A 15,398-nucleotide genomic window follows, 5' to 3' on the forward strand; every position below is an offset into this window, starting at 1 on the left:
CACGGGCTCGACTCAAGCCGTAGAGGCAGGGCACGACCCCAAATTTTGGGTTGACAATGCAAATGGTTAGATTCCAGAATCTGGCAATGTTTGCGCTGCCTTGCCTGAGAGGCTGAGTTCTGTTGAGCATATCTTCGACAAAACCGTTGCCCAACGGTCACGCGCTTCGTGAGACTCTGGGGAGCGAGATTCGTCCGACCTCTGGAGGGGCACTCTGATGAGCCGACGCGTTGCACGCAAGGTGGTGGCGGTGCTGCTCCTTTACACCCTCTGGCCTGCCCTGGTCCTGGCCCAGGAGCCCAAAGCTGGCGTGGTCACGACCCTGCAGGGGCAGGCCACGGTCGCGCGTCCAATCCTCCCCCGACCGGTTGCGTTGAAGTTTAAGGACGACGTCTTTGTGCGGGACCAGATCGATACCAGGGAAGCTTCCATCGTACGGTTGCTCTTGGGGGGCAAGGCCCTCGTGACGATCCGGGAGTTGTCCAGGTTTACCGTCACTGAGGAACCCGGCCGTGCTGTCGTGGACCTTCAGTCGGGCAAGCTCGCCCTGGCGGTGGCCAAGGGCCTGCTGAGGCCGGGGGAGTCCATCGAGGTCCGCACCCCCAACGCCATCGCCGCGGTACGCGGCAGCCTGATCGTCGCCGAGGTCAGGATCGTCGCTGGCGTTCCTGAGACTCTTTTCACGGCCCTCCAGGTCACCGTGCCGATCCTGGTTTCCTTGCGGGCTGATCCCACCGTCAGCATCCCGCTCGGCATCAACCAGGCCATCGGGGTCTTGGGACTCGGGGCGGCCGCGAGGGCGGGAGGTGTTCAGACACTGACCCCTGCGCAGGCCAAGGAGGTGGGCAAGGCGGCCGAGGCACCCAAGCCCAAGGAACAGAGCGAGAAGCCCCCGGAACAGGTGGCAGCGAAGGTCAGCAGCGACAAGGTTCAGGAGGCCGCCGAGCTCGCCGCTCAGCTCGCCCCTGCGCCACCGACTGTGGCCCCGCCCCCGCCTGTGGCCCCGCCACCCCCACGGACGTCAACATCCGATATCGGCGTCCAGAACCAATCCGCCACGCAGACGGCACCGACCCTTGTGGGGCCGCCGGAGATCCTCATCAAGGACACCTCCAAGACCTTGGGCGCCGGAGAGACGCTCAAGACGTTCAGCGGGACCGTCCGCCGCACCAGCACTGGACCCGTCGTGCAGATCATCAACGCCACGGTGACCCAGCCAGCGTCCGATAACTTGATCCAGTCGGACCCCGGAGCGGACGTGGGCCTTGCCGGGCCGGTTCTCGACGTGAGCAACGGCATCCTCACGACCGGCGGCAGCGTGCTGCGGTTCAGCAACGGCATCCTCACGACAACCACCCTCAAGCCCCTCATCTCCTTCAACCCGAGCAGCTCCACCAGCGGCGGTAACTTCCTCTTATTGACCGACGGCTTCGTCCTGGACCTGAAGGGCGCGCTCCTCACCGCCCAGGACACGACCTTCAAGACCGGTGACCCGGCCACCACCCCGCGCTCGTTTATCTTCATTGGCGACAGCGCCAAGCTCACGAGCACGACGCTCGATCCCCTGATCACGTTCAGCCAGAGCACGCTCGACACGTCGGGAAGCTTTTTCAGCCTACGCCGGTCCGGAACCACACCGAGCGCCGTGGAGCTGGCCGGACCGCTGCTGAAGGCGGCGGGCGGGAGCATTAAGGCGTTCACCACCGCACTGAAGGACACCTCGGGGAACCCCGTGCTCTGCTGCAACCTCCTCTCTGTGGGCCAGGGGGCGAAGTTCACGAGCACTACTGGGAGCCCGCTGATCGAACTGAACGGCACGACCATCGATGTCGGCAGCAGGGTTGTCAGCGTCTTTGACACCACGTCCATTCAAGGGGAGCCAACCATCACGGCGCCGGCCTCACTGACGCTGTCGGGTCCGCTTCTGAAGGCTACGGATGGCAGCATCAAAGGGATCCTGGACCTGTTGGGAATCTTCCGCTCCTCGTTGACCAGTAGCACGACTGACCCCTTGATCCAGCTCGGCGGAACAACGGTAACCATGGGCGGGACCAACCCGTTCACGGGCGCCACGACAGCGGGCCGCCTGCTCCAGATGTCCGCGTCGACCACCACGCCCGCCAACCTGATCCTGAAGGGTCCGTTGTTCAGCTCGACGAATGCAACCATCGTGACCACCGATGACGCCTTTGCCGTCTTCAACGGCGCCACGTTGAGCAGCACCACCACTAACCCCCTCATCTCGATCGATGGCGGCTCGCTGACCGCCAAAGGCTTCGGGAACTTCATCGTCCTCGCGTCGGGCACCGGCCAGCCGGCTGCTTCGGTGAGCCTTGCCGGCCCGCTCCTGAGCGCGAGCGGTACGACCCTTAAGAACGGTGACCCTACCAGCAATGTGATCAGCTTCATGTTTATCGGCGATAGCGCTACGTTCACGAGCACGAGTGCCTCGCCCCTTCTCTCGTTCAGCGGTGCCACGGTGGACGCCTCCGGCGGAATCCTTTCGCTTCGCCGCTCGACCTCGACGAGCGCCCCCAGCACCCTGACACTGGCTGGACCGCTCTTGGCGGCGACGAACGGAAGCAGTTTCGATGTCACGAGCCTCGGTTTCGAGTCATTCTCCGGCTTTAAAGCAGCCTGCTGCACGGCGTTCTTCATCGCCCAGGGGGCTCAGCTCATGAGCACCGCCACGTCCCCGCTTATTCAGCTTTCCAACTCCACCTTTAACGCCGGGCCTGATGCCCAGTCGGGAGGCACCTTCTTTAGCGTGACCGACACGTTTACCGGAGCTCCGGCGTCGGAGATCGTCGCCCCCGCGAGCGTGAGCCTCGCCGGGCCACTCCTCAGCGCCACCGACAGCAAGATCAGCGCGCTCTTCAGCCTCCTGAGCGTGGTCCGATCGAGCCTCACCAGTACCAGCACCGATCCGCTCATCCAGTTCGGCGGGACCACTGGCACCACTGTCAATCTCGGAGGGACCAATCCCTTTAGCCCCACTACTCCAACCCGGGGGTCCTTGCTCGTTACCGTAGCATCCTCTACTGGTAATACCCCGAGCGCACCCGCCACGACCTCGCTCAGAGGGCCGCTGCTCCAGGCGACGAACGCTAGCATCACTGTCACGGGTGACGTCCTGGGGATCTTCAATGGGGCGGCGGTGGCGAGCGATAGCACGTCAGGACTCGTGATCCTCGACAAGACTTCACTCAAAGCTGGCAGCAGCGCGTTCACTCAGCCATTCCAAGGCGTGTTGCTTCATCTGGCGAACAAGGGTGGGCCAGGCGGGACGACCCCGTCATCCCTCAGTCTCAAGGGGCCGATCCTCGTCGCGTCGAACGGGAGTAGCCTCGAGTTTACGGGTCGGCTGGTTCATCAGTCGCTTGGCGCCACCTTCACTGGCACGGGTAGCGCCCCGTTGATCCAGCTCAACGGAAGCACGTTGAAGAGCGGCGGCAACCTGCTTGGAATCTTCAACCCTGGGACCAGGATGGATCTGAAGGGACCGCTGCTCAGCGCGGTCAACAGTACCTTGACTGTTCCCTTTGGGCTAGCCTTCATCTCTGGCGGCGGCCAGCTCGTCGTGACCGGCTCGACGGATCCCCTCGTTTCCATCAGCGGGGGCACACACTCCATGGCCAGCGCTAGCGGCTCTGCCGTGTTTAATCTGACGGGCATCGCCACGGCAGTGGATGCGGAGACAGGCCTGACTCTGGGGACGGACAAGCCGCTCCAACATGGCGGAGCGCTCCTGGAGACTTCGGGGGCTACGGTGAGCGGGCAGAAAGGCCTGAAGATCGACAGCGCCCTTTTGGAAGCCACCGCCCCGCTCCTGAACCTCAAGGCGGGGAGCAATCTCACCACAAGTGTGGATGCGATAGACCTCTCGCTCAAAGCCAAGGTCACCAGCCTCGGGCCGGTCGTCAAGCTGGACGCGAGCACTCTCAGCGTCACGAGCGGCGCGCTGATCAACCTCGCGGGCGGGAGCTTTCTGAAAGTGACCGGGGATCTCCTCGCTCTCAGCAACGGGAGCACGCTCAGCCTCCTCAACGGAGCGCTCCTCAGCGTGAGTGGCGGGTCAGTGTTGAACGTATCCGGCGCTCTCGTGGCGTTCAACGGCACCGGCGGCAACAAGATCAACGTGACCAACAGCCTCTGCCCCTGCACGCTGTTCAGCGGCATCCCTGTGGCCCTCACGGGTGGGGCAACTTCGTCCAACGTCAGCATCGGCAAGAACCCGACGAAGAATCCCAGCCTCGGGTCAATTAACCTGTCTTCCTCCAGCACCGCTGTCATCGTCGTGAGCGGATCCACGAGCAAAGTCACGATCGCAGCCCCGTAGCAGGGCCGAGCCGGTCGGCCAGCCCGGTAGTGTTTGGTGCGGCCGCTCCGGGTATTCGTCCCAGCCTGGTTCGCGGGTTCATGGCAAGCCACCCGCCCGTCTCGCCGCGAGGGAGGAAGGGAAGATGACTCGCTCGAAATGGTGGCTGCTCGCTCCTGCACTCCTACTGGTCTTGTCCGGTGCCGCGCCCGGCGAGGGGGGCGGGCTGTCCAACACCGAAACGTTCGGCGGGTTCGAATTCAACTTCAATAACCCGGGGGCCCGGGCGCTCGGAATGGGTGGGGCGTTCATCGCAGTGGCCGATGACGCGACGGCTGTGGTGACTAATCCGGCCGGACTCGTCACCCTCCAGCGCCCTGAGATCTCCGCCGAAGTCAAGTTCACCAAGTTCACGAACACCATCAGGAACTTCTCGGCCACCGAGCAGGAGGCGCTGGCGGGTAGCGTCCGCAGCCGGGATTTCGACGACGAGGTCACCACGCCGTCGTTTTTCAGCTTTGTGTATCCGACGGAACGCCTGGTGGTGGCTGTCTTCATGAGAGAGCTGGTAAACTTCAAGACCAGCTTCATGACGGAGGGCGCGATCCTGCCTGACGGGTTCCGCTTCTTCCCGGGCGGGTTCAGGCTTTTTCCGGTCAAGTCTGACCTCGAACTTACTGCTCTCAATTTGGGAGCCGGAGTCGGCATCAACCTTGCGAAAGTTCACCCGCTCCTCCCTAGCCTCGGGGCGAGCATCGAGTTTTCGCACGGTGTGGTGAGCTCGAAGTTGCAACGCTTTTCCCTCGCTACATTTGAGGGGCCCCCGGACTTTTCTCAGGACAATGTTCGGGTGACAACCTTGGTGAGCGGAGAGGACATCAGTGCTGGGTTTAACGTGGGGGCGCTGTGGCGGCCATTGAAGGATCTCTCCCTCGGTGCAGTCTTCCGAAGGGGGCCGAGGTTCGAGATGCAGCAGACGGTAGAGCGCGGTCCGACCCTCTTTCCTGGCTCTCGGAGTTTCTTCGACTTCGCGGTCAAGGTTCCGGACGTCTATGGGGCAGGCGTGTCGTATCGGCTATTCGACCGCCTGACGGTCGGGCTCGACGTGGTCCGGATCCGATATTCGCAGCTTCTTGGAGACTTTCAGATTATCTTTTTCACTCCGGATCAGCCGTTGACCCAGCCGGGACAGTATCGGCTGGACGATGCGACGGAGGTCCACGTTGGAGCCGAGTACGTCTTCTTCGTCCGCAATGCCCTGTTTGCTCTCCGGGCGGGGTTTTTCACGGATCCCGATCACAAGATCCGTTTTACCGGACCTGCCAATCATCTGGTCGAGCGCGCCCTGTTTCCCGGCGGGAGAGACCAAAACCACTACACCGGCGGCTTCGGCGTGGTGCCCATCCCCGGCCTCCAGATCGACTTCGCCGTGAACCGGTCGGACACGGTGAACGAGTTCGTGGTCTCGACGGTCTTCCGCTTCTAGGACAATCGGAGGGGGACACCGACGCCTTCGGCGTGGGTACCCGGGTCCCCTCCGAGGCCTCCCTCGGGATGGTGGTTCGAGCGTGGCGGGTTCGGCCATTATTCGGAGGGGGGCTTCGCCCCCCTTCCGATACCTCCCCCCAAGCTTGCGCGGGCAAAGCCCGCGCTCGATGCCGCGAGGCAGCGGGCACCCCGGGCACCCAGCGAAGCTGGGTCGGGCGGGTCGCGCCGGCGCCGCGCGAGGCCCGAGTCAATTGCGCGGGCCGGGTACCCGCGCCGGGTACCCACGAAGTGGGTGCGCGCGCTCGAAGGGCATTACTCCGACACGCTCGTAGCGCTCACGCGTTTCCCGCCCCCAACTTCCCGGCGCTTGTCCGGTTCCGGGCGAGACCGTCACGCCTGGCAATTCTTGCCCGCCGGGGCACCGATTTCCTGCTCTTCGACGCGAACCCCTCGGGTGGTAGTTTCCTCGCCGTCCCTGGCAACCGGAGAAATCTGCTAGGTCTTCTTAGCACTTAGCGGACGAGGTTGCCGCTTCCATCCTAGCGGCCTCCAGATTGCATTTCCTTTCTCTCACGAGGTGCGACATGACAAGTCCAAGTCACGCCAACGAGTACTGTGAAGACCAGTTCATGGTGAGCCCGGGCGCGTCCGGCGTTGTGGTGACGTTCGGTGTTTCACCGCTTCAACCCGCCGGCCATGCGTCCCCGTCGCCCAATGACCTCGTCCGGATACGCATGAACCTCCAGCATGCCAAGCTCATGGCGATGATTCTGCGCAGAGACCTGAAGGCCTACGAGCGGACCAACGGCATTTCGATCGAAGTGCCGCCGAAACTTTACTCGGGTCTGGGAGTATCGTCGCAAGACTGGTAGACTCCTGTCCCTCGCAGCCCCGGGCGTGAGCGCCGGCCTGTAGTAGGTTTGCCGGGTCCCCGTTTGTCCGCTCGTTGCTGATCCACCCCGGGCGGCGCCACCGCATCAGTCGTTTTCTCCAACCGCACGCTGCCGCCGGTTGACTTGGGTGCGGATTTCGCTTAGAGATTAGCCTGTACGGGATTCTGGGCGATTTTGCCCCGGTGAGGTGGATGCGTTGAGGCGGATCGGTCCCGCAGCGGGCAGCGTCCTCGCACTCCTTGTCCTGCTTGTCCTCTTCCTTTCCCCGCCACCCGCGTGGTCTGAGGCGTGGAAGGAGGCCTATCTGAAGGGCCTGGACCTGATGGATGCCCAGAAGTGGGAGGAGGCTGTCCAGGCGTTCGAGAAAGCCATTCAGGCGAATCCTCGCGAAAACAAAAGTGTTCGCCTCTACGGGATGCGGTACGGCTATTTTCCCCACCGGGACAAAGGCATCGCCCTCTATCGCCTGGGGCGGTGGGAGGCGGCAACTCAGGCCCTCGGGGAGTCGCTCAGGCAGGGTTTCTCGGAGGAGGCCGCTCGGTATGCAGAGCTCGCCCGCAAACGCCAGCCGATTGTGGAGCTGCCGCGGGTCTTCCGAGGCACGTGGTGGGACTACTACGAGAGGGGCCTCCTCCATAGCGAGCGCGGCCTCTGGAATTTGGCCGTCGAGGACTTCCGGGCCGCCCTTAAGGGTCAGAGCCGAGAGGAGCGCTTTGCCCGAACTTACGGCGTCCACTTCATCGAGTACTTTCCCGTGCGCGAGATGGGGGTGGCCCTCTACCACGAGGGGCAGTTTAAGGCGGCGGTCCAGGCTCTGGAGCGCTCCCTGGCCACCGCTCCGACCGCAAAAGCCGCCTACTATTTGAACCTGGCCCGGGCGGCGCTGCTCCGGCAGTCCGCACCGGATCGCCACCCGCCACAGATCAAGATTGGGGCGCCCCCTGACGGTCTCCTGACCAACCTCGCCAAGGTGGAGGTGCACGGAACGGCAGAGTCGCGGAACTTCGTCGCCGGTGTCGAGATTAACGGTGAGCCGCTCCTCATCGAAACCGCGGCGGCGAGGCTCCCCTTCGCCCAGACCGTCCTGCTGTCGCCTGGTCAAAACCTCATTGAGGTCGTAGCGAGGGACTTGGTGGGCAACGAAGCTAAGGCGACGGTGGGTGTGCTCTCGGATCGGGAGGGCCCCGTAGTGGAAATCGAACGGGTGGCCCGCTCGGCGGCTGGACGGATCCAGTTGGACGGCGCCCTCTACGACAATGTGCGGCTGGGTGCCCTCATGATCGATGGCCGCAGCATCCCGCTCAGCGGAGTGACCGAGAGCAAGTTCTCGGCCGAGGTACGGAGCGGGGTGGACTCGGTCCTGATCGAAGCCGCCGACGCGGCCGGTAACCTGACGCGCGCCCGGCTGCCGATTCCGCCGGAGCTGAGGCAGCCTGGCGCGAAGCGGTGGCCGTCGGTCCGGCTCGTCGCCTGGGGGCCGGCGGTCCCGGTCTTCTTCCACACTCGGGAACCCTTGACCATCGAGCTTGAGCCTGTCCCGACGGAGGTCCAGCAGGAGACGATGCCGATAAGCTGGATCGTTGCCGCAGTGTCCGGGCTGGCCGCGGTGAAGATCAACGACGAGGCTAAGACCGTCCGTCAGGCTGAGGGCGCTAAGCCTCAGATCTTCAGTCATATCCTCACCCTGGCCGAGGGCGAGAACGTTTTCATCATCGGTGCTGCCGATCGCGCGGGCCGGACGGTCTCGAAAAAGCTTACGGTCGTCCGGAAGGTCGAGGAGGTCAACCAGATCGGCTCGCGGCTGAGCGTGGCCGTGATGCCGTTCCAGCACAAGGGGAAACCTACCGAGTTCTACGAGGGTGCCTACGAGGCGATGGTGGACGCGCTGGTGAACCAAGGTCGATTCAAGATCGTGAGCCGGGTCCAACTGGAAAATATTCTGAGGGAGCTGAAGCTCAGCCGAACGGAGCTTGTGGACCCCGCGACGGCCGTCCGAGTCGGAAAGCTGGCCGCCGCCGAAGCGATCATGGTGGCGACGGTGGCGGAATACACCCGCGAGGCCGAGACGTACGTCCAGCTCATCAATACGGAGACAAGCACGGTGTTGGCGTCCAAGGACGTGTTCGACCCGGCCAAGTCCCCGGGCAGCGTCCAGCTGAAGATGCGCGAGCTGGCGGCGAAGATTCGCCAGGACTACCCGGTGGTGGCGGGGGCGGTCATCGCGGTTCGGGACCGGCGGGTCGCCGTGGGCTTGGGGAGTCAGAAGCGCGTACGCCCCGACATGAAAGTGATTGTGTATCTTGAAGGAGACCCGCTCATCGATCCCGAGACGAAAGTGGTGCTGGATCGGAACGTCGAGCTGCTGGCGGAGGGGTTGCTCACCGAGGTACGCCCCCAGGTGTCGTTCGCCGACATCAAGAAGGGCGAGGAGCTGTCACGGATTGAACGCCACGTCGCGCAACGCAAGAGCCTCAAGGTGATTACCAAGTGAACGCGAGTGACGAGTTCGGTGTTTCCCAAGTCGTCGACGCTTAGCCTGAGGTGACGAGGGTGGCCGAAACCGAGCGTCCGTCGAGCGAGAAAGACCCGGAAGGAGTGTGGGAATACCTCCGCCGACGCAGCGAGCTGGATCGGGAGATCCAATCGAAGTTCGCTCGCCCGGTGACCATCATGTTCACCGATATCAAGGGCTCCACGACGTTCTTCGACATGCGCGGCGACATCGAAGGGATCACCATGCTCCAGCGCCACAACGACCTGGTCTTTCCCCCCATTGAGGCGACTGGGGGGCGGGTGGTGAAGCGGCTGGGTGATGGCCTCATGGCGACCTTCCCGGGGCCCGCCAATGCGGTCCGGTCGGCAAGGGAGATCCAGCGGGTGCTGGCCGACTTCAACAAGGGTCGGTCTGAGCGGGAGCAGATCCACCTGCGGATCGGTATCAACGCTGGGATGGGGATCGTGGAAGAGCAGGACGTCTTTGGCGATGTGGTCAACGCCGCCGCCCGCGTCCAGGGCCTTGCCGAGCCCGACCAGATCCTGGTGACGGAGTCGGTCTATACAGAGGCGAGTCCGGAGCTCGGGACCGCACTGTTCCTCCCCGTCGGTGCCTCGGCGCTCAAGGGGAAGTTGGAGAACGTGATTCTCTACGAGGTGGTCTGGTCCCCGGAGCTGAGCAGTCTCCGCGCGGCGGTCCGCGGCGTCCCCGAGGGACCGCGCAAGGTCTTTGTCCTGGAGCTTTCCCGGCTTGCCGGCCGCCTGAAGGTCTCCAGCTACGAGCGGCTAGAGGGTGAGGAGAAAACCCTTCGCGCCTATGAAGAGTTGGAGTTTGACGAGGCGGAGCTGAGTGAACCCGTCCAGCGGGTCGGAGCTATCCTCGAGGCGGGAGACCGGGAGGGGCGGGTTGCGAAGCCGGACCTCGAAGATCTCGCCCGGCTCGGCCAGTTCCTCTACGAACGGCTCCTTCCTCCCCAGACCCGGGACAAGCTGGCACAGAGTGCGGTCCTGGAGCTGATGCTGGCCATCGACGATCAGCTCGTTCAGATTCCCTGGGAGCTGCTGCACGACGGCCGGGAGTTCCTTTGCCTACGGTTTGGGATCGGTCGGGTGGTCAGCACACCTCAGCCGGTGGCCCCGGGCAAGCTACGGGAGCTCCAGAGCCCACTTCGGATCGGGATCGTTACAGATCCCCGGGGCAACCTCCCAGGCGCGCGGCGGGAGGGGACCCAGCTGATGGCGCAGTTCGGCAGCCGGCCGGAGTTTCGCGTGGTGGCGCCAGCGAAGATGGTTACCCGGGAGGAATTCCTCACCCACTTCACTACGTGCGACGTGATCCACTTCGCGGGCCATGCTGAGTTCGACGCCGCGGCCCCGGCCGCTAGCAGCTTTCTCCTATCCGACGGCCGGTTGCCAGCAGCCGAGCTCGGCAAGCTCAGGAACGGGGAGACCGTCCCAAGCCTGATCTTCTTGAACGCGTGTCAGTCGGGACAAACTCCGGAGTGGAGAGGGCCAGAGTTGGCCACCAAAGTCTTCGGGCTCGCCAACGCAATCCTCCTCACGGGGGTGAAGCACTACATCGGCAGCGTCCGGGCCGTTCAGGACCGGTCAGGCTACCAGTACGCCGTCGAGTTCTACCGCCAGCTCGGAAACGGGCAGACGGTCGGGGTCGCGATCCGCGAGGCTCGGCGAGCGCTGGTGGAGCGCTACGGCAAGGCCTCGCTGGCGTGGGCCACCTATGTCCTCTACGGCGATCCCACCTCCAGGTATCTCCCGCAGCGGGCCGAGGTCCCAAAGCGAATCCGCGTGGGTCGGCGCGCCCGGCTTGTGCTGGCGGGCAGCGTCGCCGGGTTGATTGTGCTCCTCTCGGGAGGCCTCTTCCTCACCGGCTTTCCAACCGGCCCCGGGCAGCAGTCGCTCTTGGAAGCGGCCTACCGGAAGCTCGACGCGGGTCAGCTCGAGGAGGCAGCGCGGGACTTTCAGGCGTTGGTGGGAGCCCGTCCAGCGGTGGCGTACGAGGGGCTGGCAGCCGTAGCGCTCAAGCAGAACGAGCTGGCCAAAGCTGAGAGTCTTTGCGCCGATGCCCTGCGACTGGATTCCCGGCGCGCCAGTTGCCTGCTCATCCAGGGCGACGTCCGGCTCCTCAAGGGCGACCTTGAGCACGCCGGAGGGGCCTACGAGGCAGTGCTGGCCCTCTCGGGGGTGACGGCGGCCCAGCAGGCTACGGCCTACAATCGGGTCGGGCGGCTGGCGGCTGAGCGGGGGCATACGGACCGGGCTGCGACAGCCTATGCCAAGGCGCAGGAGCTCGACCCCCAGAACTGGGAGAGCCTGAGCAATCTGGGTGCGCTCCTCCGACGACAGGGGCGGCACGCTGAGGCCGTGGGGCTCTTCGAAAAGGCCGCTGCGCTCCGACCTGACGACCCCATGGTTCAGACGCTCTTGAAAGAGAGCCGGGAAGCGGAGACCCTCACCAAGGATCGTGAGCGTCAGCGCCGCGTCAATGAGCTGGTGGAAGAGTTAACGCAGCGCTACAAGCGGGGCGACGTGGTTCGCCTCCCGGCCGACCCAGACGAGTGGACTTCAAAGCCCCTCACCCTCTCCTTCATTGGGCTGGAAACCCGCGGGCGCGTGCCGTTTCGCGAAGGGGAGCACGACTTCTTCCTCCTCAAGCTGGGTCAGGTGCTTGAGGCAGAGACCCGGGTCCGCCTGGTGGAGCGGAACGTGCTCGACAAGCTCCTGAACGAGCTGAAGCTGAGCACCTCTGTCCTCGTCGATCCCCAGACCGCGCTTCGGCTCGGGCGGTTGCTCTCGGCGCGCCTGATCTCGGTGGGGAGCATCGCAGCCGGGGGTGGCGAGTGGCAACTGACGCTCCGGGTCATCGAGACCGAGACTTCGGCCGTGACCGCGTCCGTGGCTCAGGCTTTCCCATTGAGCCAGCCAAGCCGCGAGGCCGCGGAGCTGGTGGGCAAGCAGCTTACGCAGCGGCTGGTTCGCGCCTATCCGCTTCGGGCTCGGGTGGTGGAGGTAAGCAACGGGGACGTCACGCTCAACGTCGGAACCGCTGAGGGTGCAGTCCCGGGGCTGCGGCTCCAACTCCTCCGGGAAGGCCCGCAGGGTCGGCGCGAGCTGGTGGCTGCGGTAGAGCTGGTTGAGGTCCAGGAGAAACGCTCCCGGGCCAAGGTGGTGGAGGCGCGTGGCCACGTCGCGGCGGGACTCAAGGCGCTCCAGGTGCCCTGATGACCATGACCTGTTGATGGTGCGCCCTGCTACAAGGCTTTTCGTCCTTTTAGCCACTCCAACCCTCCTTGGGTACTCCAGCGCGGCCTGGGGCCCGCCCGCCGGGCCGAGACAGCGTACCACGCCCTTACGGCTTCCTGCGACGCTTCCGGCTTCAAGTCGTCGCGGCGTGTACTCGCTGAAGAGCTCTCGGGCCGGGACCCCGGCGACGACGGGCGCCGGGAGATCGCGGTGTTCAGCCGCGGGAAGCCGGGAGGGCTAGTAGGACCAGATCAGGGAGAGCGAGACCACGTTGCGGTCAAAACTGAAGACCGCCAGGTTGGAGCGGCTCACGATCCGCTGATACTCGGCGGCCAGGGTGAGGTCGTAGGGGAGGGGAAGCGTGAGCCCGACCATATGCGTGGACTCGGTGTCGAACCGCTCCTTCGTGTTCGGGCTCGCCACGGGGAGCAGCGTGTTCGTGTTCCGGTAATCCCGCAGGTGGATGTCGAAGTCGTATTTAAAGCGCAGCCCCGCCCAGGGCAGCGTGTACTGGAGGCCCGCAAGGACCCGATGCCCTAGGTAGCTGAAATTCTTCCCGCGACGGCTCGGCCCTTCGGTGTCGTCGAAGTCCCACTGGTATCCGAGCTTGAGGAGATGCTTGTCGCCTTCGAAACGGAAGATATGGGTGAGGCCAGCCATCCAGTTGTTGCCGTCGCGCTTGTCCTCTCTGGGGATGTTCGTGTCGTTAGCGAACTGCTTGTTCTGATACCGGAGCTGGAGGGCGGTGAGGTTGTTGAGGTTCTCGACCAAAGCCGCCACCGGCGCCACGGTATGCCGCTGGACGAACTCGTCGTCGTCCAGGGTGAGAAAATCGTAGGCGTACTGGAGCGCCAGTTGATAGGGGAGCGCTCCCACCGTACTCCGGTAGGTGACGCCGAGGCCGCCCAGGTGATCCACGATATTGAAGCTCGGGAGGTCGTTGTTGTAAGTGGTGAAGAACGAGTACGTGGCCGTGGCCTCCACCGACCCGATCCGGAGAAACGCGTAGTCCAACCGGAGACTGGCTAGCCACCCCGGACTCTCATGCTTCTGCTGCCGCAGCACCTGGACGAGCGCGTCCGCGCTGGGCTCTGGGTTGACGGAGACGTTGTCATCGAAGAAACCGCCGACGCGAACCTCAGCCCTGAACCGCCGCTCCTTTTCCCGGGCTGCGACAACGGCCTCCCGCAGGCGTTCGGCGGGACCGGTGAGCGGCGAGGCGGGCTGAAGCCGGAGGGCCTCCTCGATCTCGGCGGCGGCTCGCTCAGGGAGTCCCAAGATCCCGAGCGCCAGGCCTGAATAGAACCGGGTGAGCTGCTGGATGTTGGGATCAGTCGTCGCTCCTGCGCGGAAAGCCCGGAGGGCCCCCTGATAATCCTTCTTCCGGTAGCGCATGAACCCCACATAGTACCCGAGGCCATCCAACCTTGGATTGACGGTAAAGACCTGCTCCAGAAGGAGCTGGGCCTGCTCGTACTTCTCCAGGCTGAAGTAAACCACCCCGAGCTGGAAGAGGACGGTCTGATCCTTCGGGTCACGGGTCCGCGCGCGCTCGAGGGCTTCGACAGCCTGGTCGAAGCGCCCGAGAGCCACGCGCACGAGGCCCGTGTAGTAGAGGGCGTCCACGTTGTTCGGGTCCAGCTCCAGGGCCTGGCCCAGCGCGGCTAGCGCATCCTCGTAACGCTTTTCCTCGTAGGCGAGGATTGCCTGGGCGACGAAGACCTCTGCCTCCGCCTGCTGGGCCGACGCCGGCGCGCTCACCAGGCCGACAGCCAGGGTCGCGCCGAACAACGTCGCCATGAAAAGAAGAAGGCCTCCCAGAGCACCACTCCCTGAGAGGCCTTGCTGTTGCATCACGTTCTCCCGCGCTGAGCAAGTTTCTAGTCAACCGCAACGGCCTGTGGTCCATTTTCTAGCAGCGCAGTCCACCTTTGTCAACGAAAAAATCGGTCACTGCAGGGTAGGTCCCGTGGCTTCGTTGGGAGGGGCGAAGCCCGGCTCGATCCCGTCGGTGCGCCGGACGCCCCAGGCCGCTAGCTTGGCGAGGAGCGTGTTGCGGTGGAGGCCCAGGAGCCGCGCCGCCCGGCTCTGGTTCCACTCCACGCGCTCCAGCACGCGCAGGATGAACTGGAGCTCGAACTGCTCGCGCGCCACCTTGAGCGTGGGTGGCGCGTCGGCGGCCCCCGGGCCCGCGTGGTTCGCGAGGGCGAGGTCGAGCGGGAGGTTGTCCAGGGAGAGGACGGGGCCCGTGGCCAGCGCGACCGAGCGCTCGATGATGTTCTCCAGCTCCCGCACGTTTCCGGGCCAGGAGTAGTTCAGGAGCATCGGCAGCGCCCCGCGGGAGATCCCGCGCACCTCCTTGCCGAACTCGTGGTTGTACTTGCGGATGAAGTGGTCCACCAGGAGCCGGATGTCCTCCCGGTGCTCACGGAGGGGCGGCACTTCAATGGGCACCACGTTGAGCCGGTAGTAGAGGTCTTCCCGGAAGGTGCGCTCCTTTACCGCGCGACGGAGATCCAGGTTGGTCGCCGCGAGGAACCTCACGTTGATCTTGATGATCCGGGTGCCGCCGAGGCGCTCCACCTCGCGCTCCTGGAGGACCCGGAGGAGCTTGGCCTGGAGGTCTACGCGGAGACTCCCGACCTCGTCCAGGAACAGGCTGCCCCCGTGGGCCAGCTCGAACTTCCCAAGCTTCTTCGCCTGCGCGCCGGTGAAGGCTCCCTTCTCGTAGCCGAACAGCTCGGACTCGAGCAACGGCTCCGGGATCGCGGCCAGGTTCACGGCCACGAAGGGCTGCTCGCGCCGGGGCCCCTGGCGGTGGATCGCGCGGGCGATCAGCTCCTTGCCGGTGCCGCTCTCCCCGGTGATGAGCACGGGGGCCGTCGTCTGGGCCACCTGCGCGATCAGCTCGTAGTTGCGCACCATCCCGGGATGGCGCCCCACGA

At 64.7% G+C, this 15,398-nt stretch carries 7 protein-coding genes; 5 read left to right on the forward strand and 2 right to left on the reverse strand.

The window, feature by feature from the left end; genetic code table 11:
- Positions 1–217 precede the first annotated feature (217 nt).
- The 5 genes from HY726_02850 (at position 218) to HY726_02870 (ending at position 12,432) form a co-directional block, all read left to right on the forward strand.
- A complete protein-coding gene (locus HY726_02850) occupies positions 218–4,339 on the forward strand; it encodes a FecR domain-containing protein (protein MBI4607932.1) in 4,122 nt (1,373 codons plus the stop codon).
- 124 nt (positions 4,340–4,463) lie between these two features.
- Positions 4,464–5,804, forward strand: a complete 1,341-nt coding sequence (locus tag HY726_02855) for an outer membrane protein transport protein (protein ID MBI4607933.1) — start codon at positions 4,464–4,466, stop codon at positions 5,802–5,804.
- A gap of 586 nt (positions 5,805–6,390) precedes the next feature.
- Positions 6,391–6,678: a hypothetical protein gene (locus HY726_02860; protein MBI4607934.1), complete on the forward strand. Its 288-nt coding sequence runs from the start codon at positions 6,391–6,393 to the stop codon at positions 6,676–6,678.
- 217 nt (positions 6,679–6,895) lie between these two features.
- Entirely contained in the window at positions 6,896–9,190 is a 2,295-nt protein-coding gene (locus HY726_02865; GenBank protein ID MBI4607935.1) for a hypothetical protein, read from the forward strand.
- A gap of 59 nt (positions 9,191–9,249) precedes the next feature.
- Positions 9,250–12,432 (forward strand): CHAT domain-containing protein, encoded by a 3,183-nt coding sequence (locus HY726_02870; protein ID MBI4607936.1) that lies wholly within the window; start codon positions 9,250–9,252, stop codon positions 12,430–12,432.
- A 258-nt stretch (positions 12,433–12,690) separates the two neighbouring features.
- On the opposite strand, the gene HY726_02875 is transcribed toward HY726_02870, so the two are convergent.
- The gene (locus tag HY726_02875; GenBank protein MBI4607937.1) at positions 12,691–14,253 is read right to left on the reverse strand and encodes a tetratricopeptide repeat protein; all 1,563 of its coding nucleotides are present in this window, start codon (positions 14,251–14,253) and stop codon (positions 12,691–12,693) included.
- Between the two features lie 150 nt (positions 14,254–14,403).
- On the reverse strand, positions 14,404–15,398 hold a 995-nt coding region (locus HY726_02880), incomplete at its 5' end, for a sigma-54-dependent Fis family transcriptional regulator (protein ID MBI4607938.1).

The organism is Candidatus Rokuibacteriota bacterium (assembly GCA_016209385.1).
Classification (GTDB): Bacteria; Methylomirabilota; Methylomirabilia; order Rokubacteriales; family CSP1-6; genus JACQWB01.

Excerpts from the sequence above, each read along its gene's own strand:
- HY726_02850 (MBI4607932.1), top strand. The coding sequence starts at position 218 with ATGAGCCGACGCGTTGCACGCAAGGTGGTGGCGGTGCTGCTCCTTTAC.
- HY726_02855 (MBI4607933.1), top strand. The coding sequence starts at position 4,464 with ATGACTCGCTCGAAATGGTGGCTGCTCGCTCCTGCACTCCTACTGGTC.
- HY726_02860 (MBI4607934.1), top strand. The coding sequence starts at position 6,391 with ATGACAAGTCCAAGTCACGCCAACGAGTACTGTGAAGACCAGTTCATG.
- HY726_02875 (MBI4607937.1), bottom strand. The coding sequence starts at position 14,253 with ATGGCGACGTTGTTCGGCGCGACCCTGGCTGTCGGCCTGGTGAGCGCG.